This is a genomic window from Comamonas thiooxydans, from assembly GCF_000964545.1.
Lineage (GTDB): Bacteria > Pseudomonadota > Gammaproteobacteria > Burkholderiales > Burkholderiaceae_C > Comamonas > Comamonas thiooxydans.
Genome location: NZ_BBVD01000001.1, coordinates 1 through 25261 on the forward strand (window position 1 = coordinate 1; position 25261 = coordinate 25261).

20 protein-coding genes and 1 tRNA gene are annotated in these 25261 nt (G+C 60.9%); 10 read left to right on the forward strand and 11 right to left on the reverse strand.

Annotated elements, in window-relative coordinates:
• Window positions 1-122: 122 nt before the first annotated feature.
• The 6 genes from Cth01_RS00005 to cysS form a co-directional block, all read right to left on the reverse strand.
• Window positions 123-215: transfer RNA gene (locus Cth01_RS00005), tRNA-Ser, on the reverse strand.
• 54 nt (window positions 216-269) lie between these two features.
• Window positions 270-1535: an aspartate kinase gene (locus Cth01_RS00010; RefSeq protein WP_003057587.1), complete on the reverse strand. Its 1266-nt coding sequence runs from the start codon at window positions 1533-1535 to the stop codon at window positions 270-272.
• 93 nt (window positions 1536-1628) lie between these two features.
• Window positions 1629-2639: a tRNA lysidine(34) synthetase TilS gene (tilS, locus tag Cth01_RS00015; RefSeq protein ID WP_082085616.1), complete on the reverse strand. Its 1011-nt coding sequence runs from the start codon at window positions 2637-2639 to the stop codon at window positions 1629-1631.
• A 140-nt stretch (window positions 2640-2779) separates the two neighbouring features.
• Complete coding sequence (locus Cth01_RS00020; RefSeq protein ID WP_003057594.1) at window positions 2780-3757, reverse strand: acetyl-CoA carboxylase carboxyltransferase subunit alpha; 978 nt, start codon at window positions 3755-3757, stop codon at window positions 2780-2782.
• A 60-nt stretch (window positions 3758-3817) separates the two neighbouring features.
• A complete protein-coding gene (locus Cth01_RS00025) occupies window positions 3818-4642 on the reverse strand; it encodes a DNA-3-methyladenine glycosylase family protein (RefSeq protein ID WP_034360037.1) in 825 nt (274 codons plus the stop codon).
• A 50-nt stretch (window positions 4643-4692) separates the two neighbouring features.
• Window positions 4693-6078 carry a cysteine--tRNA ligase gene (cysS, locus tag Cth01_RS00030; protein WP_045838269.1) on the reverse strand — a complete coding sequence of 462 codons (1386 nt, stop codon included), beginning with the start codon at window positions 6076-6078 and terminating at the stop codon, window positions 4693-4695.
• A gap of 221 nt (window positions 6079-6299) precedes the next feature.
• Here cysS and Cth01_RS00035 point away from each other — a divergent pair, with 221 nt between their 5' ends.
• The 4 genes from Cth01_RS00035 to Cth01_RS00050 all read left to right on the forward strand — a co-directional run bounded on the left by Cth01_RS00035 (window position 6300) and on the right by Cth01_RS00050 (window position 9111).
• Window positions 6300-6863 (forward strand): tetratricopeptide repeat protein, encoded by a 564-nt coding sequence (locus Cth01_RS00035; protein WP_003070694.1) that lies wholly within the window; start codon window positions 6300-6302, stop codon window positions 6861-6863.
• A 133-nt stretch (window positions 6864-6996) separates the two neighbouring features.
• A complete protein-coding gene (locus Cth01_RS00040) occupies window positions 6997-7581 on the forward strand; it encodes a peptidylprolyl isomerase (protein ID WP_034360075.1) in 585 nt (194 codons plus the stop codon).
• A gap of 69 nt (window positions 7582-7650) precedes the next feature.
• Window positions 7651-8178 carry a peptidylprolyl isomerase gene (locus Cth01_RS00045; protein WP_034360031.1) on the forward strand — a complete coding sequence of 176 codons (528 nt, stop codon included), beginning with the start codon at window positions 7651-7653 and terminating at the stop codon, window positions 8176-8178.
• A 135-nt stretch (window positions 8179-8313) separates the two neighbouring features.
• Window positions 8314-9111 (forward strand): UDP-2,3-diacylglucosamine diphosphatase, encoded by a 798-nt coding sequence (locus Cth01_RS00050; protein WP_045838270.1) that lies wholly within the window; start codon window positions 8314-8316, stop codon window positions 9109-9111.
• Window positions 9112-9302: 191 nt separating this feature from the next.
• Here Cth01_RS00050 and Cth01_RS00055 read toward each other — a convergent pair whose 3' ends face one another.
• Window positions 9303-10949: an acyl-CoA synthetase gene (locus Cth01_RS00055; protein WP_045838271.1), complete on the reverse strand. Its 1647-nt coding sequence runs from the start codon at window positions 10947-10949 to the stop codon at window positions 9303-9305.
• 601 nt (window positions 10950-11550) lie between these two features.
• Between Cth01_RS00055 and dnaG the strand changes: the two genes are divergently transcribed.
• From dnaG to Cth01_RS00085, 6 genes are all read left to right on the forward strand, one after another.
• The gene (gene dnaG, locus Cth01_RS00060) at window positions 11551-13545 is read left to right on the forward strand and encodes a DNA primase (RefSeq protein WP_034392107.1); all 1995 of its coding nucleotides are present in this window, start codon (window positions 11551-11553) and stop codon (window positions 13543-13545) included.
• A gap of 275 nt (window positions 13546-13820) precedes the next feature.
• Window positions 13821-16268, forward strand: a complete 2448-nt coding sequence (rpoD, locus tag Cth01_RS00065) for an RNA polymerase sigma factor RpoD (protein ID WP_003076272.1) — start codon at window positions 13821-13823, stop codon at window positions 16266-16268.
• Between the two features lie 147 nt (window positions 16269-16415).
• The gene (locus Cth01_RS00070; RefSeq protein ID WP_034392105.1) at window positions 16416-17408 is read left to right on the forward strand and encodes a Bug family tripartite tricarboxylate transporter substrate binding protein; all 993 of its coding nucleotides are present in this window, start codon (window positions 16416-16418) and stop codon (window positions 17406-17408) included.
• Between the two features lie 21 nt (window positions 17409-17429).
• On the forward strand, window positions 17430-18374 hold the full coding sequence (locus Cth01_RS00075) for a ketopantoate reductase family protein (protein ID WP_045838272.1): 945 nt from the start codon (window positions 17430-17432) through the stop codon (window positions 18372-18374).
• Window positions 18375-18730: 356 nt separating this feature from the next.
• Window positions 18731-19036: a winged helix-turn-helix transcriptional regulator gene (locus Cth01_RS00080; protein WP_003057624.1), complete on the forward strand. Its 306-nt coding sequence runs from the start codon at window positions 18731-18733 to the stop codon at window positions 19034-19036.
• Window positions 19037-19166: 130 nt separating this feature from the next.
• Window positions 19167-19520 carry an FKBP-type peptidyl-prolyl cis-trans isomerase gene (locus tag Cth01_RS00085; protein WP_003070674.1) on the forward strand — a complete coding sequence of 118 codons (354 nt, stop codon included), beginning with the start codon at window positions 19167-19169 and terminating at the stop codon, window positions 19518-19520.
• 79 nt (window positions 19521-19599) lie between these two features.
• Here Cth01_RS00085 and Cth01_RS00090 read toward each other — a convergent pair whose 3' ends face one another.
• The 4 genes from Cth01_RS00090 to ppsA form a co-directional block, all read right to left on the reverse strand.
• A complete protein-coding gene (locus Cth01_RS00090) occupies window positions 19600-20106 on the reverse strand; it encodes a hypothetical protein (protein WP_034360021.1) in 507 nt (168 codons plus the stop codon).
• Between the two features lie 190 nt (window positions 20107-20296).
• The gene (locus Cth01_RS00095) at window positions 20297-22381 is read right to left on the reverse strand and encodes a VC_2705 family sodium/solute symporter (RefSeq protein WP_045838273.1); all 2085 of its coding nucleotides are present in this window, start codon (window positions 22379-22381) and stop codon (window positions 20297-20299) included.
• A complete protein-coding gene (locus Cth01_RS00100) occupies window positions 22374-22763 on the reverse strand; it encodes a DUF4212 domain-containing protein (RefSeq protein WP_034378961.1) in 390 nt (129 codons plus the stop codon). The genes Cth01_RS00095 and Cth01_RS00100 overlap by 8 nt, the downstream gene beginning before the upstream one ends.
• Before the next feature lie 15 nt (window positions 22764-22778).
• Entirely contained in the window at window positions 22779-25169 is a 2391-nt protein-coding gene (gene ppsA / locus Cth01_RS00105) for a phosphoenolpyruvate synthase (RefSeq protein ID WP_045838274.1), read from the reverse strand.
• Window positions 25170-25261 lie beyond the last annotated feature (92 nt).

The following is a 25261-nucleotide window of genomic DNA, read 5'->3' on the forward strand; positions in this document are numbered from 1 at the left end:
TGATCAGCGAAGCCTTGCATTGTAGCCTGTTTTCACCAGACTCAAATCAAAGTTTGAAACTTTTTGTCAAGACCCAGAGGGCCTTGACAAAAAGAAAAAGCCTTACGGCTTTTTCTTTGATTTGGCGGAAACGGAGGGATTCGAACCCTCGATGAGGCTCTACACCCCATACTCCCTTAGCAGGGGAGCACCTTCGGCCACTCGGTCACGTTTCCGGAATGACGCTATTGTAAACAGCTTTTTTGTTCGTTTTTGGAAAGTTGCGAAAATTATTCGCTTTTGTCCAAACCGAAGGCGGTGTGCAGGGAACGCACGGCTAGCTCCAGGTACTTCTCGTCGATCACGACCGAAGTCTTGATCTCGGAAGTCGAGATCATCTGGATGTTCACGCCTTCCTTGCTCAGAGCACGGAACATGGTGGAGGCCACGCCCACATGGCTGCGCATGCCGATACCAACGATGCTGACCTTAGCGATATTGGGATTGCCCACCACTTCGGAAGCACCCAGCGCAGGAACAACGCTTTCACGCAGCAGCTCCATGGCACGCTGGTAGTCGCCCTGGCTCACGGTGAAGCTGAAGTCGGTCTTGCCGTCCTTGGAGATGTTCTGGATGATCACATCGACTTCGATGTTGGCATCAGCCACGGGACCCAGGATGGCAGCAGCCACGCCAGGGGTATCAGGCACGCCCAGCACGGAGATCTTGGCCTCGCCACGGTTGAAAGCGATGCCGGATACGACAGCCTTTTCCATTTTTTCGTCTTCCTCAAAAGTAATCAGCGTGCCGGACTTGGCTTCTTCTTCCAGATCGATATCCCAGGGCGTGAAGCTCGACAGCACGCGCATGGGCACCTTGTACTTGCCTGCAAACTCCACGGAACGGATTTGCAGCACCTTGGAGCCCAGGCTGGCCATTTCCAGCATTTCCTCAAAGCTCACCGTACCCAGGCGCTTGGCAGCAGGCACCACACGGGGATCGGTGGTGTAGACGCCATCCACATCGGTATAGATCAGGCATTCGGCCGCCTTCAGGGCGGCAGCCACGGCCACGGCCGAAGTATCGGAGCCGCCACGCCCCAGCGTGGTGATATTGCCTTCGGGATCGATACCCTGGAAGCCGGTCACGATCACGACACGACCCGCCTCGAGGTCGGCGCGCACGCGCTTGTCGTCGATGGACTCGATGCGAGCCTTGGTGTAGCTGCTATCGGTGCGCACGGGCACTTGCCAGCCCGCATAGCTGACCGATTCCATGCCTTCGGCCTGCAGCGCAATGGCCAGCAGCGCCGAGGATGCCTGCTCGCCAGTGGCGGCCAGCATATCAAGCTCACGATAGTACGAACTCTTGGCGTGGCTGGGAGCCAGTTCGCTGGCCAGACCCAGCAAACGGTTGGTTTCGCCACTCATGGCGCTGGGCACAACCACCAACTGGTGACCTGCCCGAGCCCATTTGGCCACACGCTTGGCGACGTTGCGGATGCGCTCTGTCGAGCCCATCGAGGTGCCGCCGTATTTATGAACGATCAGTGCCATTGGATACTAAAGGGTGACGAAACAGCAGCCACGGCGCAGATCACAAAGGTTTTGGCGCGCCGGCGGTTTTCGTACAGGTAAAAAAACCAAAACCTAGGAATTGTACCAACCGAGACTTGCCCCCTGGCGCTCTACAAAACCTCGCCCCACCTTGATGTGGATGCGGTGCCCTCGCGTAGTGCAAACGCCGAGCTGTGCCATGAGCTGCGCAAGCTGTGCCGCCGTCGGCGTGGTGCCATGCTCGGTGCGCAACCAATAACGCAGGACATTACCCATACGCAGCTCACTCAAACTCTGCAGCGCCTTGATGGCGGGCGGCACCCCCACCAACTGCAGATCTGCCGCCGCCTGCTGGTCCAGCAACTGCGACGCTTGGGCGCAATGGGCGCTGCTGCGTGCAAACGTGCTGCGAAACTGCGGAAAGACCTGCTCCAGCACCGGCAGCAACTGAGCCCGGATGCGATTGCGCGTGTAGCCCGGATCTGCATTCGTCGGATCCTCGACCCAGCTCAAATTCCTGAGCCGCAACCAGTCGCGCAGCGCCTGCCCCGGCACCTCCAGCAAGGGCCTGAACCATTCCAGCCCTGCTCTTTGCCAATGCCCAGGCATGGCCGCCAGACCGGCCACACCGGCACCGCGCGAGAGCGCCAGCAGCAAGGTCTCGACCTGATCGTCGGCATGCTGGGCCAGCGCCATGGAGCGCACCGCATCCAGTGCAGCACCCTGCGCATCGAGCCAAGGCTGCCGGGCCTCCTGAATCAAGGCCGCATAACGCCCCTGCCGCGCCGCATCTTCGGGGCTTTGTCCCTGCACATTGCGCGCATTGATGGCGCAGACCTTGAGGGCAATGCCGTGCCGGGCGCACAGCTGCTCGCAGTGCCGCTGAAATTCATCAGCTGCAGCCTGCAAACCATGGTGCACATGAATCGCCCGCACCTGCCCTGGCCAGCGCGCATGGCAGGCCAGCAGCAGAGCTGACGAATCGGCTCCGCCGCTGAAGGCCACAACCAGCGGCAGCGCTGGATTGAATGCAGCCACTGCGGCATCCACCCGGCCGGCCGAAGCCGCCAACAAGTCAGCATCTGACTGGGCTTGCATGAACAACAGACCCCTTCTTTCAAATTCAATAGCAGCCAACGCCTACCCAGCAAGGAATTAAGGCGTATTTCGCTCATAAACTCTCGACAAAAAACAAATGGCTCCCGAAGGAGCCATTGTGCGCAAGCGGCATCAAGCCCGCTGGATCAGCGGTTGTCGGCCTTGGTGTCGGCAAACTTACCATAGCTCTGAATGCGGTCGTAGCGACGATCCTGCAGCTCCTTGGGCTTGAGATCGGTCAGCTGGCGATAGGCATCGCCCAGCGCACGCTTGAGGAAGGCACCCATTTGCTTGTGATCGCGGTGAGCACCACCCACAGGCTCGTTGACGATCTTGTCCACCAGACCCAGCGCCTTGAGGCGGTGAGCAGTGATGCCCATGGCGTCTGCTGCTTCCTGGGCCTTTTCGCCGGTCTTCCACAGAATGGAAGCGCAGCCTTCGGGACTGATCACCGAGTACACGGAGTACTGCAGCATCAGCACCTGGTCTGCCACGGCAATGGCCAGCGCACCGCCCGAGCCACCTTCACCGATGATGGTGGTGATGATGGGGGTCTGCAGCTGGGCCATTTCGTAGATGTTGCGACCGATGGCTTCGGACTGGCCACGCTCCTCGGCATCGATGCCGGGGAAGGCGCCGGGCGTGTCCACGAAAGTGAACACAGGCAGCTTGAACTTCTCGGCCGTCTTCATCAGACGCAAGGCCTTGCGATACCCCTCGGGACGCGTCATGCCGAAGTTGCGCAGCGTACGCTCCTTGGTATCGCGCCCCTTTTGATGACCGATCACCATGCAGGGCTGACCATTGAAGCGCGCCAGGCCGCCGATGATGGACTGGTCATCCGCAAAGTGGCGGTCGCCGTGCATTTCGACAAAGTCGGTAAAGCACTCGCGCACATAGTCGAGCGTATAGGGGCGCTCGGTATGGCGTGCGATCTTGGTGATCTGCCAGGGGGTCAGGTCGCTGTAGATGTCCTTGGTCAGCTGCAGGCTTTTCTTGCTGAGCTGATCGATCTCTTCCGAGATATCTACTGCGCTTTCAGTCTGCACATAGCGCAGTTCTTCGATTTTGGATTCGAGTTCGGCAATGGGCTGCTCAAAATCCAGAAAGTTCTTTTTCGCCAACGTATTTCTCCTTGTGCCAGCCTGTTGCAATCCTTGCAATCGGCCAGTGGACAGATGTCATCAAGCCACAGGCTGCGCCTCGAGCGAGCGCCAAATATACCAAGTTGCAACCGTACACCACGGTTTCCAAGCCTCGGCAACTTCACGGGCATCGCTGCGACTGACAGGATCGCCCGAAAAATGATTGAGAGAGATGCCCTGTATCAAACCGGCATCGTCCAGAGGCAGCACATTGGGCCGCCCCAGACAGTAAATCAGAAAATTCTCGGCCGTCCAGCGGCTGAGACCGCGTATGGACATCAGCTCGGCAATGATGACTTCATCGCTCATCTGAGCCCATTCATCCATGTGCAGACGGTTCTCGGTGAAGTGCAGAGCCAGATCGACCAGATAGTCCACCTTGCGGGCCGACAACCCCACCGCACGCATATCGTCCACCTTGAGCCTGAGCACCTGCTCGGGCTGCATGGCAGCAGGCAGCCTGGCGAACTTGTTCCACAAGGTCTTGGCGGACTTCGCCGAAATCTGCTGCCCGATGATGGACCGGGCCAACGTGGCAAAGGCCTGCTCCTGCCCGCAAGGCAACAGTGCCTGGCTGCCGAGTTGCGGAATCAGGCGCTTGAGCACACGATCGCGGCGCATGAGCTGACGACAGGCCTCAGCCCAATAGGCGGGCACACCATCAGGCAAATCCAGATGGATCTTTGGAGCGGCCGCTTTGGACGCAACTGCCTGCTTTGCAGATGTACCCGCAGGCTGAGCAATGGCTGCGGCCCCCAAAGGCGCTACAGGCAAAGGCGCAGCCGGCCCCATGGGCACGGGCAGATCAGCCACCAGCGGCAGCTGTTCAAACTCCATGGTGTCCAGATGCTTGGCCGCACTCATGCACGACTCTCCGCACTGCTCACACAGTTGATGGAATATTGCATGCAGCCTCAGCCCTTGGCGGCCGCTTCCCAGGTCGTGCCCGCAGCCGAGTCCTTGAGGACGATGCCCTGATCGAGCAACTCCTTGCGGATGCGGTCGGCCTCGGCCCAGTTCTTGGCAGCCTTGGCCTCTGCGCGTGCGGCAATCTGCGCCTCGATCGCTGCCGCATCCACCCCTTCGGCACCAGCCTGCAGAAACTTTTGCGGCTCGGCCTGCAGCAGGCCCAGGCAGGCCCCCAGGGCCTTGAGCAAGCCAGCCACTTCGGGCGACTTGCTGCGGTTGACCTCGGCGGCCAGCTCGAAGAGCACGGCCACGGCCTCGGGCGTACCGAAGTCTTCGTCCATCGCCGCCTTGAAGCGAGCGGCATAGGGATTGCTCCAGTCGATCTGCACCTCGGCAGGCGTCACCAGGTCCAGCGCGGTATAGAGGCGCTTGAGCGCACCGCGCGCATCATCGAGATGCACATTGGAATAGTTCAGCGGGCTGCGGTAGTGACTGCGCACGACGAAGAAACGGATGGTCTCGGCGTCGTACTCCTTGAGCACGTCACGGATGGTGAAGAAGTTGCCCAGCGACTTGGACATCTTCTCGTTATCCACGTTGATGAAGCCGTTGTGCATCCAGGTCCGTGCGAACGGCTTGCCAGTCGCACCTTCGCTCTGGGCAATCTCGTTCTCGTGGTGAGGGAACTGCAGATCCGCACCGCCGCCATGGATGTCGAAGCTCTCTCCCAGCAGCTCGCAACCCATGGCCGAGCACTCGATATGCCAGCCGGGGCGACCTTCGCCAAAGGGGCTGGCCCACTTCACGTCGGCGGGCTCGTCCACCTTGGCCGACTTCCACAGCACAAAGTCCAGCGGATCGTGCTTGCCGTCGGCCACGGCCACACGCTCGCCGGCGTTGAGCTCGTCCAGCGACTTGCCCGAGAGCTTGCCGTAGCCTGGAAACTTGCGCACGGCGTAGTTCACATCGCCGTTGCCGGCCTGATAGGCCAGGCCCTTGCCCTGCAAGCGGGCAATCATGCTCAGCATCTGCGGCACATACTCGGTGGCGCGCGGCTCCAGCGTGGGGCGCTCGATGCCCAGCGCATCCGCGTCCTGGTGCAGCGCATCGATCATGCGGTCGGTCAGGCTGCGTATGGTCTCGCCGTTTTCCACCGCGCGCTTGATGATCTTGTCATCGATGTCGGTGATGTTGCGCACATAGGTCACCTTGTAGCCGCTGGCGCGCAGCCAGCGCTGCACCACGTCGAAAGCCACCATGGAGCGTGCATGGCCCAGGTGGCAGAGGTCATAGACCGTCATGCCACAGACGTACATACGCACATGGCCCGGCTCAAGCGGCGAAAACGATTCCAGTGCACGCGACAGCGTGTTGTAGATACGCAAACTCATGAATCTTGAAATAGGGAGAGAGGGTGGCGAGCAGCAGCACTGGTCATGCCTGCGATGCATAAACCATGCCTGCCATTCCCTGAGGCTGAAAAATGCGCACTAGCATCCAGACACATCCCGGTCCGGCCAGACGCCTAAGCGCCGCACACCCCTCAGCTACAATTCCCCGCAGTATAAGCTCCCGCCGCAGCGCAGTTTTGCGGCGCCATGAAAGCACCTACATGCCTGTACGCAACTTGTTCAGTACCGCAGCGCGTGCGGCAGCCCTGGCTGCCTTGCTCGCTGCAGGTAGCGCCTACGCCGACGATTACACGGATGTTGCCCAGTTGCTCAAGAGCGGCAAGACACAGCAGGCGCTGCAAAAAGCAGACACCTATCTGGCCAAGAATTCACGCGACCCGCAGATGCGTTTTCTGCGCGGCATCGCACTGAGCAATGACGGCAAGACCGAGGACGCGATTGCAGCGTTTCGCCAGCTGACCGAGGACTATCCCGAGCTGCCCGAGCCCTATAACAACCTGGCCGTGATCTATGCACGCCAGGGTGACCTGGATCGCGCCCGCGCCGCGCTCGAAGCCGCCGTGCGCAACAATCCGAACTATGCCGTGGCGCACGAGAACCTGGGCGATATCTATGCCCGCCTGGCCTATCAGTCCTATGCGCAGTCCCTGGCCAAGGGCGGCCGCCCAGCAGCCCTGAACCCCAAGCTCAAGCAGCTCAAGGACTTGCTGCAGCCTGCAGCCTCTCTCGCAACGCCTGCCCCGGCCCAGCCTGCACAGCGCTGAACCCGTTTTTTGCCATCGCCGCCCTTCTCCCTCTTGTGAAGCAGGCCGGCGCCCTCAGCTGCCTCAAGCCTGTTTTTCGCAGCCGCCATCCCTGCGGCCCTGCCCCAAGGCCCACTTACCCAGGAATATGACCATGCTGAATTTCCGTCGAAACAGCCTCAAGGCCCTGTCCGCGATTGCGCTGACAGCCACTGTTTTTGCCACCCCCGGCCTGGCCCAGGCGCAATCCAAGGTGCAGCTCAAGACCAGCATGGGCGATATCGTGGTCGAGCTCAACGATGCCAAGGCCCCCAAGAGCGCCGCCAATTTTCTGCAATATGTGCGTGACAAGCACTATGACGGCACGGTGTTCCACCGCGTCATCGACGGCTTCATGATCCAGGGCGGCGGCATGGACGCCAATCTGAACGAGAAGCCCACACGCGCCCCGATTCCGCTGGAAGCCAGCAACGGCCTCAAGAACGACCGCGGCACGATTGCCATGGCGCGCACCGGCAACCCCAATTCCGCCACCTCACAGTTCTTCATCAATGTGGTGAACAACGACATGCTCAATGCCCCCAAGCCCGACGGCCATGGCTATACCGTCTTCGGCAAGGTCGTCAAGGGCATGGATGTGGTGGACAAAATCCGCGCCGTGGCTACGGGCAACCGTGGCATGCACCAGAATGTGCCCACGACGCCGGTAACAATCCTCTCCGCCACCGAAATCAAGTAAACGCCCCGGCGGCGCTGCACCTGCCGGGCCGCGCCCGCCTCTTTACTCCATCCTCTAGAAAGCACAGACATGAGCAATCCCCAAGTCGAACTGCACGTGACCATCAACGTGGCTGACACCGCAACCCAGGGCGTGATCACGCTGGAACTGGACGCCGTGAACGCGCCCAAGTCCACCGAGAACTTCCTGAACTACGTGAACCAGGGCTTCTACAACGGCACCATCTTCCACCGCGTGATCAAGAACTTCATGATCCAGGGCGGCGGTTTCGCAGCCGACATGAAGCAGAAGGAAACCGCTGCTCCCATCGAGAACGAAGCCAAGAACGGCCTGAAGAACGACAAGTACACGATTGCCATGGCTCGCACCAGCGATCCTCACAGCGCAACCGCCCAGTTCTTCATCAACACCGTGGACAACGGCTTCCTGAACCACACCGCTCCCACCGGCCAGGGCTGGGGCTATGCCGTGTTCGGCAAGGTGGTCAAGGGTGAAGAAGTCGTGGACGCCATCAAGAAGGTGCGCACCACTCGCAAGGGCTTCCACGACGACGTGCCTTTCGACGCCGTGGTGATCGACAAGGCCGTGGCCCTGTAATCTCCCCCTGAGGCGCTAACGCGCCTTCCCCCTCTCTGCTTCGCGGAGGGGGACGACGGCCTCGCTGCGGGGCGGCCCTTGCTTGCCGTCTCTTTGTGAGGCCGTTATTGTTTTCAGGCTGCGCACTTTTCATTCATGGCTGAATCTTCTGATCCACGCACTGCCGCTCCTCAAGTCGCGCAGCTCCAGGCTGAGCCCCACTGGCGCACGCTTGATTTCATTTCCGATCTGCACCTGCAGCCTTCGGAGCCGCAGACGGCTGAAGCCTGGCGCAGCTATATGGCGCGCAGCACGGCCGACGCCATCTTTATCCTCGGCGATCTGTTTGAAGTCTGGGTGGGTGACGATGCACTCGATGAGCTCGGCAGCTTCGAGGCCGAATGCGCTGCCGTGCTACGCGAGGCGGCGCAGCAGCGCCCGCTGTTCTTCATGGTCGGCAACCGCGACTTTCTGGCCGGTGACGAATTTCTGCGCCGAAGCGGCATGACCGGCCTTTCCGACCCCACGGTGCTGCGGTGGGCTGGCACCAGCATCCTGCTCAGCCATGGCGATGCGCTGTGCCTTGACGATGTGGATTACCAGCAATTCCGCGCTGTTTCGCGCTCCGGCGCCTGGCAACAGCAACTGCTGGCCCAGCCCCTGGCCGTGCGCCGCGCGATCGGCAGATCGGCACGCAGCGAAAGCGAGCAACGCAAGCAAAGCGGCGCACCCTACGCGGATGCCGACGCGCAGATGAGTGCCACCTGGATGCAGGCCGCGCAAGCGCCCTGGCTGATTCACGGCCACACTCATCAGCCCGCCGATCACGCACTGGGCAGGCAGCAGTGGCGCATCGTGCTCAGCGACTGGCATATCGATGCCGATACGCGTCGCGCCGAGGTGCTGCGTGTGACGCCCGAAGGCTGGCAGCGCATGCCGCCCGAGCTGGCGTGACGCACCAACCAGTTGCCGCTATCTCATTCAGAGCTTATTGCGCAGGTTATTTATAGATTTCAGATTGAAAACTATCCAAGTTCTATGAATAGAAGGCGCTAGCAGCTATCAAATTTACTGAACTGACAGACACGAAAAAGCCCGCTGCCCACAGAGTTGGAGCACCGGGCTTCTTTGTTTACGGCCAGATCTCAAACCGAGATAGCTGAAGCCGAGCCTACTTGCTTGCGCAGCTCGAACTTCTGGATCTTGCCCGTGCTGGTCTTGGGCAGCTCGCCAAACACCACCGCGCGCGGCACCTTGTAGCCGGCCAGATGCTTTTTGCAGTGGGCAATGATGTCTTCGGCCGTAGTCTCGGCTCCGGCTTTGAGCTCGATGAAGGCGCAGGGCGTCTCGCCCCATTTGGGATCGGGCTTGGCCACCACGGCAGCAGCCAGCACGGCGGGGTGGCGGTAGAGCACATCCTCCACTTCGATGGACGAGATGTTCTCGCCTCCCGAGATGATGATGTCCTTGCTGCGATCCTTGATCTGGATATAGCCGTCGGGATGCTGCACGGCCAGGTCGCCGCTGTGGAACCAGCCGCCGCGGAAAGCTTCCTGCGTCGCCTGCGGGTTCTTGAGATAGCCCTTCATGGCGATATTGCCCTGAAACATGATCTCGCCCATGGTCTGGCCGTCGCGCGGCACGGGCTGCATGGTTTCGGGGTCCAGCACGGCAGCAGAGCGCTGCAGGTGGTAGCGCACGCCCTGGCGCGAGTTCAGGCGGGCGCGCTCGCCGATATCGAGCGCATTCCAGCTCTCATGCTTGGCGCAGACCGTGGCTGGGCCATAGGTTTCGGTCAGGCCATAGACATGGGTGATGTCAAAGCCCATGGCCTCCATGCCCTCGATCATTGATGCAGGCGGCGCGGCCCCTGCCACCATGGCCTTGACGCCTGCGGGCACGCCCTGCTTCATGGCAGCCGGCGCATTCACCAGCAGGCTATGCACAATGGGCGCGCCGCAGTAATGGCTCACGCCATGGTTGCGAATGGCGTCAAAAATCGCCTGCGCATCCACCCGGCGCAGGCAGACATTGACCGCCGCGCGTGCGGCCACCGTCCAGGGGAAGCACCAGCCGTTGCAGTGGAACATGGGCAGCGTCCACAGATAGACGGCGTGCTTGGGCATGTCCCACTCCAGCACATTGCTGATGGCATTGTTGTGCGCGCCGCGATGGTGGTAGACCACGCCCTTGGGGTTGCCCGTGGTTCCGCTGGTGTAGTTCAGCGCGATCGCATCCCATTCGTCGCCGGGCCATTGCCAGTCGAAACCGGCATCGCCCTGGGCCACAAAGCTCTCATAGTCGGTGGCACCGATTTGCTCGGCCGCCTCGCCGTAAACCGGGTCTTCGACCTGAATCACATAGATGGGCGCGGTGCTCTGGCGCAGCTTGAGCGCCCTAGCCATCAAGGCCACGAACTCGGGGTCCACGATCAAGGCCTTGGCCTCGCCGTGATCCAGCATGAATGCCAGGGTCTCGGCATCGAGCCGGGTATTGAGCGTGTTGAGCACGGCACCGGCCATGGGCACACCAAAGTGCGCCTCCACCATGGGTGGCGTATTGGGCAGCATTACGGCCACGGTGTCGTTCTTGCCGATGCCGATTTTCTGCAGGCTGCTGGCCAGCTGACGGCAGCGCGCATAGGTTTGCGCCCAGCTCTGGCGCAAGTCGCCGTGAACAATGGCCAGGCGCTCGGGGTAGACCTCGGCCGTGCGGGCAATAAAGCTCAGCGGCGTCAGCGCGGCATGGTTGGCGGTATTTGGGGCGAGGTTCAGATCGAAAGAACTTGTCATGTTTGTCTCCTGAGCGTTTTGTACTCCAGCATCCGTCACGCCAGGCTTACAACCGAGCGCCATGCAAGCCTGTTGTGATCGTGATCAAGCAGTTGCGCCCGAAATGGCCGCACCGCGCCAGCAAACCGGTATGTGGCATGTGACATGCGCAGATAAACCAGAGCAATGCAAAAGGTCATTCAGCGAAACAGTACTTTCAACAGCTTCTGAAAATCGATAAATTCATTTGAAATCAACCACATGGGATTCCATTGAAAAATCCCCTCATTCCCCAGGCAGGGCCAACTCATGCAAGTCATCTATAAGACATCATTTATCTGACAGACCAATCACCAGGACTTCGAATCGCTTTTAGAATGCGCACATGTTTTGAGTACATGACTGCCTGCACTGGCAGTGCAAGACCGGCATCTCTGCCCGCACGGAGCCGGTCGCAAGCCTCAAGACTGAGTGGCGGAGGAGACGTTTTAGAGGAGAGCCTGGCAATGACCCAGGCATCAGGAGACCTGAGCCTGCACCCATGGGTGCAGGCTTTTTTTTTGCCCGCCTGCTCCATTCCTGCCGCGCCCTCGGCCATTGCCGAAAAAGGCAGAATACGCGGGTGGCCATTCCCCAATCATTTATCCAAGAGTTGCTATCCCGCGTCGACGTCGTCGACATCGTGGGCCGCTATGTACAGCTCAAAAAGGGCGGCGCCAACTTCATGGGCTTATGCCCGTTCCATAGCGAGAAGTCGCCCTCTTTCACCGTCAGCCCCAGCAAGCAGTTCTTTCACTGCTTTGGCTGCGGCAAGAATGGCAATGCCATCGGCTTTCTGATGGAGCATGCCGGCATGGGCTTTGTCGAAGCCGTGCAGGAGCTTGCCAACCAATGCGGTCTGCAAGTGCCGCAGGACGACATCAGTCCCGCCGAGCGCCAGCGCCAGGCTCAGCAAAAGCAAAAGGCGGAAACACTGAGTGATCTGCTGGAAAAAGCCGGCGAGTCCTATCGCAAGCAGCTCAAGGCAGCTCCGAAAGCCATCGAGTATCTGAAAAAGCGCGGCGTCTCCGGCGAAGTTTCCAAGCGCTTTGGCCTGGGCTATGCCCCTGCAGGCTGGCATGGTCTGGCCAGCGTATTTGCCGAGTACGACAACCCGCAGCTCGAAGAATGCGGGCTGGTCATCGTCGGCGAGGACGACAGCCGCCGCTACGACCGCTTTCGCGACCGGCTCATGTTCCCGATTCGCAATGTCAAAGGCGAGTGCATAGGCTTTGGCGGGCGAGTGTTCGGCGATGAAAAGCCCAAGTACCTGAACTCGCCCGAAACCCCGGTCTTCCACAAGGGCCGCGAACTCTACGGCCTTTACGAGGCCCGCCAGGCCCTGCGCGACATGGGCTACGCCCTGGTCACCGAAGGCTATATGGACGTGGTGGCGCTGGCCCAGCTCGGCTTTGCCAATGCCGTGGCCACGCTTGGAACGGCCTGCACGCCCGAGCATGTGCAAAAGCTGTTTCGATTCACCGATGCCGTGGTCTTCAGCTTCGACGGCGACGGCGCGGGCCGGCGCGCCGCGCGCAAGGCTCTGGATGCAGCCCTGCCGCTGGCAACCGACACGCGCTCCATCAAATTCCTGTTCCTGCCTTCGGAGCACGACCCCGACAGCTTCATCCGCGAATTCGGCCCCGAGGCCTTCTCGCGCTATGTAGGCGATGCAACGCCACTGAGCCGCTTTCTCATCGAATCGGCCAGCGAAGGCTGCGATCTGGGACAGACAGAAGGCCGTGCCCACATGGCCAGCAACGCCCGGCCGCTGTGGTCGCTGCTGCCCGACGGCGCGCTCAAGCGCCAGTTGCTCTCCGAAATCGCAGCCCTGGCCCAGCTGGACTCGCGCGACCTCTCCGATATCTGGGCGCAGGAGGCGGCACGCACCGCCCCCATTGCCCGCCGCGCGCCTGCGCCCCCCGGCCCTCAGGCACCGGAATGGGATGCTCCTGCGGGCAACTGGGAAAGCGCTCCCGACTGGACTGACGCAGGTGCACCCAGCCCCTCCTACCCAAGCCAGAGCGGAGGCAGCGATGGTGGCAACTGGTCGGGCCGCAAGGAATTCGGCCGCCAGCGCAAGCCCTGGGGCAAGAAGGGCGAGGACTGGAACCCGCCACAACTGGGCCCGCGCCCCACGCCGGTCAGCCGCGAAGACCAGGCCGCACGCCTGCTGATGTGTCACATGGAGTTCATGGAAGAGATGACCCATGAGGATTTCGATGCCCTGGCTCGCTGCAACCAAAGCCATGCCCCCTTGTTCCGTTGGCTGGAGGCCCAGTTCACCGAATCCGGGCCGCGCTCCTGGGCAGTGCTGCGCGAGCAATTGCAAGGCTCACCCTGCGAGCCGCTGGCCCACAAGCTGATGAGCGGCGCCCATGCCAACCCTGAAGGCGAAGTGGACGAGTTGCGCAAGGAGTTACGCGGCACGCTCAATCTGATCCTGGTGGATCACCTCAAGCGCGAAGAAGCCAAGGCTCTCAAGGAAATTGCTACAGACCCCACAGCCGCAAGACGTTACATTGAGTTTCAACAGCGGCGAAAAAATTTATCTGTAATTATTAGCTCCACCTCTTGACATCTTTAAAAAAGGTATAATTTAGTGGATATAGGCAAGAGCGACAGCAACACCTCCGACCCGGGCACCGTGAAGAAATCACGTGATGGCAGCAACTGCATGGCCCATTTCTCGCAAGGATTGCATACCAAATGATCGCCCCAACATCTTGCCATGGAGTCTTTGTGCTCCACCGGACAGGCTAGACCTGTTCTTGCGCCAGCTTTCATGGCGTTTGTTTGCATTTTCCGTTTTCCTTTGTGTGTTTGTGTGTGTTCGTACCGTGAGAGGTGTTCATGCCCGTTTCAAAGTCCGTGAAGTCCAAGCAGGCCCCAGAAGCTTCAGCAAAGCCCAAGACCTCTAAAACTTCCACTTCCGCAGCAGAGCCCGCGAAAAAGGCCAGTGCCAGCAAGCCTGCTGTGAAGAAGAGTGCTGCATCTGCAGCCGAAGCAAAGAAAGACACCACCGTGGTTACCAAGTCACAAGCCGAACTCAAAGCCATGGCCGATGCGCTGCTGGCGCAGGCAACTCCCAAGCGCGGCCGCAAGAAGGCCGAAGAAGACGACGACACAGCTGCCGCTCCTGCCGCCAAGAAGACTGTCGCCAAAAAGGCCCCTGCTGCCAAGAAGGCAGCCGCCGTCAAGGCCCCTGCTGCCAGTGCCGATGCCGACAAGGCTCCCGCCAAGCGCGGTCGCAAGCCCAAGGCCAAGGAGGCCGACGAGGACATGGATGATGCAGACCTGTCGGATATCGACAGCGATCTGGAAGGCGAAGTCGAAGAGGAGGCATCAACCGAAGCGTCTGCTGCTCCTGCCGAAAAGGCCAAGCCTCTGCGCATGAAGATCAGCAAGGCGAAGGAACGCGCCTTGATGAAGGAATTCGGCCTGGACGAGACTGTTCTGACCGAAGAGGAAATGAACACCCGCCGTCAGCGTCTGAAGATGCTGATCAAGCTGGGCAAGACCCGCGGCTACCTGACCCACGCCGAAATCAACGACCACCTGCCCGACAAGCTGGTCGATGCCGAAACGCTGGAAGTCGTGATCTCCATGTTGAACGACATGGGCGTGGCCGTGTACGAGCAGACTCCCGATGCGGAAACCCTGCTGCTGAACAACACCGGCCAGTCGGCCACCACCGAAGAAGAAGCGGAAGAAGAGGCCGAAGCGGCTCTGTCCACCGTGGACTCAGAATTCGGTCGCACCACCGACCCCGTGCGCATGTACATGCGTGAAATGGGTACCGTCGAACTGCTGACACGCGAAGGCGAAATCGAAATCGCCAAGCGCATCGAAGGCGGTCTGATGGACATGATGGAAGCCATCTCGGCCTCCCCTGCGACCATCGCCGAAATCCTCAACATGGCCGAGGAAATCCGCGAAGGCAAGGTTGTCATCTCCACCGTGGTGGACGGCTTCGTCAATGCCAACGAGAACGACGACTATGTGGCCGAAGAAGACTTCGACGAATACGACGAAGAAGACGACGATGACGGCAAGGGCGGCTCCAAGGCTCTGACCAAGAAGCTCGAAGAGCTGAAGAACGAAGCCCTGGGTCGCTTTGACTCCATGCGTGAGCTCTTCGACAAGATGCACAAGGTGTATGACAAGGAAGGCTACGGCACCGAGGCATACATGAAGGTGCAGAAGGCCATCACCGAAGAGCTGATGACCATTCGCTTCACAGCCAAGACGATTGAAAAGCTCTGCGATCTGGTGCGCGCCCAGGTGGACGACGTGCGCAAGAAGGAACGCGAGCTGCGCAAGATCATCGTTGACAAGTGCGGCATGCCCCAGGAGCAGTTCATCAAGGACTTCCCGCCCAACCTGCTGAACCTGGACTGGGTCATCAAGCAAGTGGCGGCAGGCAAGAACTACAGCGCCGTGCTGGAGCGCAATATTCCGCCCGTGCAGGAGCTGCAGCAGAACCTGATCGACCTGCAGGCCCGCGTGGTCGTGCCTCTGGAAGAGCTCAAGCACATCAACAAGCGCATGAACAGCGGCGAGCGCGCCAGCCGCGATGCCAAGAAGGAAATGATCGAGGCCAACCTGCGTCTCGTGATCTCCATCGCCAAGAAGTACACCAACCGCGGTCTGCAATTCCTGGATCTGATCCAGGAAGGCAATATCGGCCTGATGAAGGCCGTGGACAAGTTCGAATATCGTCGCGGCTACAAGTTCTCGACCTATGCAACCTGGTGGATTCGTCAGGCCATCACGCGCTCCATCGCCGACCAGGCCCGCACGATCCGTATCCCCGTGCACATGATCGAGACCATCAACAAGATGAACCGCATCTCGCGCCAGCACTTGCAAGAGTTTGGTTTCGAGCCCGATGCGTCCATCCTGGCAGCCAAGATGGAGATCCCCGAGGACAAGATCCGCAAGATCATGAAGATCGCCAAGGAGCCGATCTCGATGGAAACCCCCATCGGCGACGACGACGATTCCCACCTGGGCGATTTCATCGAGGACGGCAACAACACGGCGCCTATCGACGCCGCCATGCAGGCCGGTCTGCGCGATGTGGTCAAGGACATTCTCGACGGCCTGACGCCTCGCGAAGCCAAGGTGCTGCGCATGCGCTTCGGTATTGAAATGTCCACTGACCATACGCTGGAAGAAGTCGGCAAGCAGTTTGACGTGACGCGCGAGCGCATCCGTCAGATCGAAGCCAAGGCGCTGCGCAAGCTCAAGCACCCCTCGCGCTCCGACAAGCTGCGCAGCTTCATCGACTCGCTGTAAAGTCAGTCCGAGGAACCGGCGCGCCGGTTCCCTGCTACTCAAAGCCCCGACCTGCCCCAGGTCGGGGCTTTTTCGCATGCAGCCCAGGTCAGCAAGCCTTCGCTTGCGGCCAAACCCACCAAAAGACACATAACAACGGAGACAGACATGAATACCCCCCACGCGAACAATGCCCTGACACGTCGCCACTGGCTAAGCTATTCCGCTGCCTTGCTGTCTACACCTTTTGCTGCCATCGCCAATCCGCCTCAGCGCCTTGGCACGCAGCTGCGTATCGTGATCCCCGCCAACCCCGGCGGCGGCTGGGACCAGACCGGCCGCGCCCTGGGCACCGCGCTGACCAGCAGCGGCACGGTGGACAAGGTCGTTTATGAAAACATCGGCGGCAAGGGCGGCACCATAGGCTTGGCCGAGTACACCAAACGCTATGGCAGCGACCCCAACTGCCTGCTGATCGGCGGCATGGTCATGGTCGGCGCCCTGGCGCTGAACAAGAATTCGGCCGCGCTGCAGCAGGTACAGCCCCTTGCGCGCCTGACCAGCGACTATCTGGTAGTGGCCGTGCCCACCGACTCGCCGCTTGCCAACCCCAAGGCACTGGCCAAGGCCATGCGCGAGAACCTGCCGGCACTGACCATTGCCGGAGGCTCTGCAGGCGGTGTGGACCATATGTACGCAGGCATGCTGGCCCGCCTGGCCAAGGCCAATGCGGAGCAACTGCAATACAAACCCTTTGCCGGCGGTAACGATGTGCTCCAGGCCCTGCTGCAAAAGCAGGTGCAGGTGGGAATCTCTGGTTACAGCGAGTTCAGAGAAGCCTTGCAGGCGGGCAAACTGCGCGCCCTCGGTGTTTCGTCACGCCGTGCCATGTTCGGCATTGCCTCCATGCGCGACCAGGGTCTGGATGCTGAAATGTCCAACTGGCGTGCCGTCTTTACAGGCAAGAATCTGCCGGCAGAACGCGCCCAGCAACTGCTGGCCGCTATCGACCATGCAAGCAACCAGGACAGCTGGAAGCAAGCCCTGGTCAGCAATAATTGGAACTCTTCCTGGCAAACCGGCAAGGCACTGCATGAATTTCTGGAGGTCGAAACCTCCACTGCCCAGCTGATGACCTATCTGCTCAAGCTCAAGAGCTGAGCCTCTTTGCGAGATAGCCGCATGAACATGGTCAACCACACCGCCGCCTCCCCTCGTCTGTCCATTGCCGTCATGGGTGCGGGCTCGGTGGGCTGCTACTTTGGTGCTCTGCTGGCACGCGCCGGCCACCCGGTCACGCTGATCGGTAGAGCATCGCATATGCAGGCCATCAGCCAGCACGGGCTGCGACTGCAGACGGCGACAGAAGATCTGAACATCCCCATCACCACCAGCACCGAAGCCAGTGCCGTGGCAGGCGCCGATGTGGTGCTGTTCTGCGTGAAATCCACCGACACCGAAGCAGCGGCTACACAGATCAAACCCCACCTGGCAGCGCACACCCAGGTACTGAGCTTGCAAAACGGTGTGGACAACGACCGGCGCCTGCGCCTGGTACTGGGTCAGCAGCCGGTGGCTGCTGCCGTGGTTTATGTCGCCACCGCCATGGCCAGCCCAGGCCATGTGCGTCACTTCGGCCTGGGCGAGCTGCTCATCGCGCCCTGTCCGCAGGGTGACGAGATTGCACTCCAGTTCAGCGCAGCAAACATCCCCACCCAGACCTCGGACGGCGTGCTGACCGCACTCTGGCAAAAACTCATCATCAACTGCGTGTACAACGCACTCTCCGCCCTCACCCAGCAGCCCTATGGCTGGCTGATCGCGCAGCAGGGCGTACCCGCCGTCATGCAGGATATTGCCGCCGAATGCAAGGCCGTAGCTCTGGCCGACGGCGTGCTGCTGCCGGCCTCCGTGGACGAGGCTGTAGCAGCCATAGCGCGCACCATGCCCCGGCAGCTCTCTTCCACGGCCCAGGATCTGGCGCGGGGCAAGACCACGGAAATCGACCATCTCAACGGCTATGTGGTGCGACGCGGTCAGGCCCTGAGCATTGCCACGCCGATCAACCGTCTGCTGCAGGTGCTGGTGCAACTCAAGCAAATGCCGGCACACAAGCAGGAACTATGATTTCCATAGCTGCTTGCTCTGACAAATCAATGGTCAGAGTCAATTTTTACACCCGGAAACACCTAAGCCAGTACTAACACTTCCGGCATGGCTCGCCACCCTGTCCCCAGGGCTGCTTCAGCCCTGCCCCTATTGCTACAAACCCTGAAGCAAGCGAGTCTTCTCCCTGATTCGTGGCTGACCCGCAACACTTGCGCGCTGTTTGTGGCCTTTATCACTTCAAGGCGTTGCAGTCGAAGATTTGAAGCTACTAAACTTGTAGCAAAATAAATTAACCGCTATAGTCCATTGGACATGGCACTGAAAGCGCCTAGTGCGCCCAGCTCGACAACATCATTGCGCAAGGAGAAGCGTCCATGAGCTCCAAGGAAAACGCCGCCATCAACCAGCTGTTCGAGAAGCTCGAATGCCGCTATGCGCTGCGCGTGCTGTGGGCTTTGCGGGATGGTCATCCCCAGACCTTCCGACTGCTGCAAGACAGTGTGGGCGGCATCACCCCCAACACCTTGAACACCCGTATCAAGGAGCTGCGCGAGTGCGGCCTGCTCGAGCATGGCAGCGACGGCTACACCGTCACCCTGACCGGGCAGGATCTGCTCAAGCGCCTGTCCGATGTACAAGCCTTTGCCAACCGCTGGGTTGCCGCGCGCGCCAAGAAGTAAACCTTGCCGCTGTTGCGGCCGGGGGACTGGCAGCAAGCGGGTGCACCACTATCATCCAAGGGCCCCAAGCGTGCTTGGCGGGCCCTTTTTTCCATCGCCTTTTTCTGCTTTGCGCTGAAAGGAAATCATCATGGCATTCAACACTACTGCCTCCGGCCTGCAATACGAAGACACCGTCGTGGGCGAAGGCGCCGAAGCCAAGGCCGGTCAGAACGTGACCGTGCACTACACCGGCTGGCTCTACAACAATGGCGTGCAAGGCGCCAAGTTCGACTCCAGCAAGGACCGCAACGATCCTTTCGTCTTTCCCCTGGGCGCCGGCATGGTCATCAAGGGCTGGGACGAAGGCGTGCAAGGCATGAAGGTGGGCGGCCAGCGCACGCTGCTGATCCCCGCTGCCCTGGGCTATGGTGCGCGCGGCGCCGGTGGCGTGATCCCGCCCAACGCCACGCTGAAGTTTGACGTGGAACTGCTGGCTGTCTAAAAAACAGGCTGGCTCATCAAAAAAGCGGCTCTCTCTGAGGCCGCTTTTTTCTTTGCGAGAGGCTCGGCACAGATGGTGCTTATGTCTCTTCCGCCTCAAACAGCGCCCTGTGCAACGACATATAGGCCTTGTCACCCGCAGCATCACGTATGCGCGGAGCCAGCGCTGCCAGTTGCTCATAACCCATGGCCGCCTCCACCGCCAGATTCAGCCTGAAGCCCTTGAGCCCCAGAGCCCCCGTGATGGACACTGCTATCGGATAGGCTCTCTGGTAACGCCTCTGGGCGCTGCCAGGGTCGACGTCAGCAGCTGCCAACGATGCCGAACTGCTCTTTGAGAGCGAAGATGCATGGGCCTGTACTGCTGCATCGGCCGCGACGGACGACTCTCTTGTGGCCAGCCAGCCCTTGCCGACCAGCGCCAGAATATCGTCCTTGTTCACCCCCAGCGCCGAGGTCGCCTCCAGCACCTGCATGAGACTGCGACGACCGTCAAACAGCAAAAAGGCCGAGCGCAGCCGCTGGCTCAGATCGGCATGGCGCTCCTTGAAGGCCAGCTGGCCCTCGGGTGTTTTGACTAGATACATCGACCCCGCCCTCTGTGCATTGAATTGCTTTCCGCCCTGCAGGGTGGCAGCTATGGCTGCAGCTGAAAAGCGGGTTTTCCTGCAAGCCTGGTCCGCGCATGCTCCAGATCAGTTCGCGGCGGATATTCAGCAGAAAACTGCCTTGAACCTGATTCAAAAGATCGCTGAAGGCCATCCAATCAAGAGTTTTTCAAACTCTCGCCCGCCGCTGCTCCCACCAGCTGACGAGCAATGTGGTGGCCAAGCCCACCGGCACACCAAACACTCCGGCCGAGATGGGCTGAATACCCCACCAGAGTGCCTCGCCACGGAGGATCGACGGCAGCACCCCTTGCAGACCCGGAACGTGCGAGGCCATGTAGTAAAGCGTCACGGCCAGGCCCAGCAGCATGCCGGCCACCGCGCCACGACGCGTGGTGCCACGCCAGAAGATGCCCAGCACCATGGCCGGAACCAAAGCCGAGCCCGCCAAAGAAAAGGAGGCAGAGACCATGGGAAGAATGTCCGAAGAGCGACGCGCCGCGACAAACGCCGCCGACAGGGCCACCAGCAGCAATGCGAATTTGGAAAGAATCACGCGCTGTTCAGGCGAGATACGGCGCTTGCGCGTATCCAGGCGCTGGCGCTCCTGGAAATAGAGATCCCGCACCAGGGCATTGCTGATGGTCAGCAGCAGGCCGTCGGCCGTGGACAGGGCCGCCGCCAGTCCGCCCGCAGCCACCAGCCCCGAGAGCACATAAGGCATGCCGCCTAGTTCTGGAGTGGCCAGCATGATGAGGTCGGCCCCCATGCGGATTTCGGCAAACTGCAAAATGCCATCGCCGTTGATATCCTCCACCGACAGCAGCGAGGCGTCCACCCTTGACCACTGCGCTATCCAGTTCGGCAAGGCATCGAAATGCGTGCCAACGAGATTGCTCATGACCTCGTACTTCACCAGTACGGCCAAGGCTGGCGCCCCCAGATACAGCAACCCGATGAAGAACAGCGACCAGGCCACGGAGGTACGTGCGGCAGACACCGAGGGAACCGTGAAATAGCGCGTGAGCAAGTGCGGCAGCCCGGCCGTGCCGACCATCAGGCAGAACATCAGTGCCAGAAAATTGCGCCGACTTTCCTCATAGGCCTGCTGCTCGGCCGGCGAGCCATCCGGATCCCCCGCGAAAGGCTGGCTTTGCAGCGGCATGCCGCCCAGCGGCTTGGCCCGCTCATAGGCCTCGTGCAATTCACGGCTCCAGAGCTCGCGCGCCGCCGCCTCGTCCTTGGGCATGGCGGCCAGCTCCCGGCTGGCGGCCATGATGGCGCCGATATTGCCACTGCTGGTGCGCAGCTCGCGGATATGCTCGCTCAGTGCCTGGCGTTCGGCCGCCAGCACATTGGGCACATCGCGCAGCTTGGCCTGCAGCACCTGAGCGCGGGTGCGATAGGCCTCCAGCACCGACTGCTCGGCCTCTGAGGAAAGCAACTGCTGCTCCATGGCGCCGATCTTGCCCAGTTGCTGGCTATAGGCCAGCTGCGCCCAGGGGTTGCCCAGCTGTTTGTAGGCCAGCCAGGAGACAGGCAGCATGAAGGCCAGCAGGATCACCACATATTGTGCCACCTGGGTCCAGGTGATCGCCCGCATGCCGCCGAGGAACGAGCACAGCAGCACGCCGCCCAGCCCCAGCATGATGCCGATCTCGAACTGCACGCCGGTCAGCCGCGCGGCAATCAGGCCCACGCCATAGATCTGCGCCACCACATAGGTGAAGGAACAGGTGATGGCCGCCAGCGCAGCAATGATGCGCGGCCAACGTCCGCCATAGCGCGCCTGAAAGAAATCCGGCACGGTATAGAGATTCATGGCCCGCAGATAGGGGGCAATCAGCATACCGACCAGACAGAACCCGCCCGTCCATCCCAGGACATAGGCCAGTCCGCCGGGCTGCGTGCCGGTTCCCGAAAAGCCTTGCAGATAAAGCGCACCGGAGAGGCTGATGAAGGAGGCTGCGCTCATCCAGTCTGCAGCAGCCGCCATGCCGTTGTAGAAAGGCGGAATGCGCCGGCCGGCGACGAAATACTCCTCGGCATCGCTGGTGCGCGAATACACGCCGATGGCCGCGTACACCATCACCGTGGAGAACAGGAAGATGGGCCCGATCCAGTGGCGAGAGAGCCCGCGCTCCTCGGCCCAGAGCATGGTCAGCAGAAAGCCTGCCGTTCCCAGCACATAGAGAAACAGGATGCGATGCAGCCGCCAGTGATAGGCACGGCTCAGAACTGGCCGCTCAGGCATGAAGATCGGAAGTGGCAGAGGAGGCGTCGTGAGCCTCAGCCGCTTTGCGCGCCTCGTCACGCGCCTGCTGGCGTTCGAAATAATCCATGGCCACACAATAGACCACGATGATGAGCAGGAACATCAGGACCGCCCCTTGGGCCGCCATCCAGTAGGCCACGGGCCAGTCGGGCACCAGCGCCTGGATATCGCGCGCAAAGTAGCAGATGCCAAATGAAAATACCACCCAGACCGTCAGCAGCAAGGCCTTGAGTCTCAGGTGGTAGGTATCGTGCAGATCCGGCGGGAAGGTGACTTCCACCGGATTGCCCAAAGCATCGAATGCCTGTCGCGGAGCATCCGACACAGCATCGTCATGCACGGGCGCGTGATGCGTCTGCATGCCGATGCGCAAGGCTTATTCAGCCAGCTTCTGCCAGGTGGAGACCACGCTGTCAGGGTTCAGAGAGATGGACGAGATGCCTTCATCGGCCAGCCACTTGGCGAAGTCGGGGTGGTCCGAAGGGCCTTGGCCGCAGATGCCCACATACTTGTTCTGGTCGCGGCAGGCCTTGATGGCGCGAGCCAGCAGCTTCTTGACGGCGGGGTCGCGCTCGTCGAAGTCGGCAGCCAGCAGCTCCAGGCCCGAGTCGCGATCCAGGCCCAGGGTCAGCTGGGTCAGGTCGTTGGAGCCCACGGAGAAGCCGTCGAAGTATTCGAGGAACTCCTCGGCCAGCACGGCGTTGGAAGGCACTTCGCACATCATGATCAGCTGCAGGCCGTTTTCGCCGCGCTTGAGGCCGTTTTCGGCCAGCAGCTCGGTCACGCGCTTGGCCTGGCCCAGGGTGCGCACGAAGGGGATCATGATCTTGACGTTGGTCAGACCCATGTCCTCACGCACGCGGCGCAGGGCTTCGCATTCCATCTTGAAGGCTTCACCGAACTCGGCCGAGATGTAGCGCGCTGCACCGCGGAAGCCCAGCATGGGGTTCTCTTCCTCGGGCTCGTAACGGCTGCCGCCGATCAGCTTGCGGTATTCGTTGGACTTGAAGTCGGACATGCGCACGATCACGGGCTTGGGCCAGAAGGCAGCGGCAATCGTTGCCACGCCTTCAGTCACCTTGTCCACGTAGAAGGCGCGGGGAGATGCATGGCCGCGGGCCACGGACTCGACCGCCTTCTTCAGATCTGCGTCAACGGCGGGGTAGTCCAGGATGGCCTTGGGGTGCACGCCGATGTTGTTGTTGATGATGAATTCCAGGCGGGCCAGACCCACGCCCTCATTGGGCAGCTGGGCAAAGTCGAAAGCCAGCTGGGGATTGCCCACGTTCATCATGATCTTGGTGGAGATGCTGGGCATCTCGCCACGCTTGACCTCGGTCACTTCGGTTTCCAGCAGACCGTCATAGATCTTGCCGGTATCGCCTTCCGCGCAGGACACGGTGACCAGTGTTTCGGCCTTGAGCAGATCGGTCGCATTGCCGCAGCCCACGACGGCAGGGATGCCCAGCTCGCGCGCAATGATGGCGGCGTGGCAGGTACGGCCACCGCGGTTGGTGACGATGGCCGAAGCCTTCTTCATGACGGGCTCCCAGTTGGGGTCGGTCATGTCGGTCACCAGCACGTCGCCGGCCTGCACCTGGTCCATCTGCGAGATGTCGGACACCAGACGCACGGGGCCGGTGCCGATCTTCTGGCCGATGGCGCGGCCTTCGGCCAGCACGGTGCCCGTGCCCTTGAGCTTGTAGCGCAACTCGGCCTGGCCCTTGGACTGGCTCTTCACGGTTTCGGGACGCGCCTGCAGGATGTAGAGCTGGCCGTCGGTGCCGTCCTTGCCCCATTCGATATCCATGGGGCGGCCGTAATGCTGCTCGATCACCAGAGCGTAATGCGCCAGCTGCTGCACTTCCTCGTCGGTCAGCGAATAGCGATTGCGCAACTCGTGAGCCACATCGGTGGTCTTGACCAGCTTGCCGTCTGCAGCCTTTTCCTCGGGCGTGGCAAAAATCATCTGGATCAGCTTGGAGCCCAGATTGCGGCGGATCAGCGCCTTGTTGCCAGCCTTGAGCATGGGCTTGTGCACATAGAACTCGTCGGGGTTCACGGCGCCCTGCACCACGGTCTCGCCCAGGCCGTAGCTGGAGGTGATGAAGACCACTTCCTCGAAACCGGATTCGGTGTCGATGGTGAACATCACGCCGGCAGCGCCCTTGTCGGAGCGCACCATGCGCTGCACGCCGGCGGACAGGGCCACCACATCGTGCTCGAAGCCCTTGTGCACGCGGTAGGAGATGGCGCGGTCGTTGTAAAGCGACGCGAACACTTCCTTCATCTTGTGCAGCACGTCTTCGATGCCCACCACGTTCAGGAAGGTTTCCTGCTGGCCGGCAAACGATGCATCGGGCAGGTCTTCTGCCGTGGCGGAAGAACGCACGGCAAACGATGCCTCGGCATTGCCGCCTTGCAGGCGAACAAATTCCTCACGGATGGCCTGCTCCAGATCGGCAGGGAAAGGCTGGTTTTCCACCATGGCGCGGATTTCCGCGCCCACAGCGGCCAGAGCGCGGACATCGTCCACGTCCAGGGCAGCCAGCTTGGCCGAGATCTTGCCGGCCAGACCTTCAAATGCCAGGAACTCGCGGAATGCATGAGCCGTGGTGGCAAAGCCGGTAGGCACGCGTACGCCCTGGGGCAGTTGCGAGATCATTTCGCCGAGCGAGGCGTTCTTGCCGCCTACGGACTCGACATCAGACATTCTCAGTTTTTCAAACGGAACGACCAGAGCGGTCGCTTCGAACAGTTGAGACATGGGAAGCTCCAAAGTTAAAAACCGGTACGCAGGCGGCTCTGGGCTGAATGGCCAGGGCACGCGAACCCATGCTGCTTGAATGCAGTGCTTTG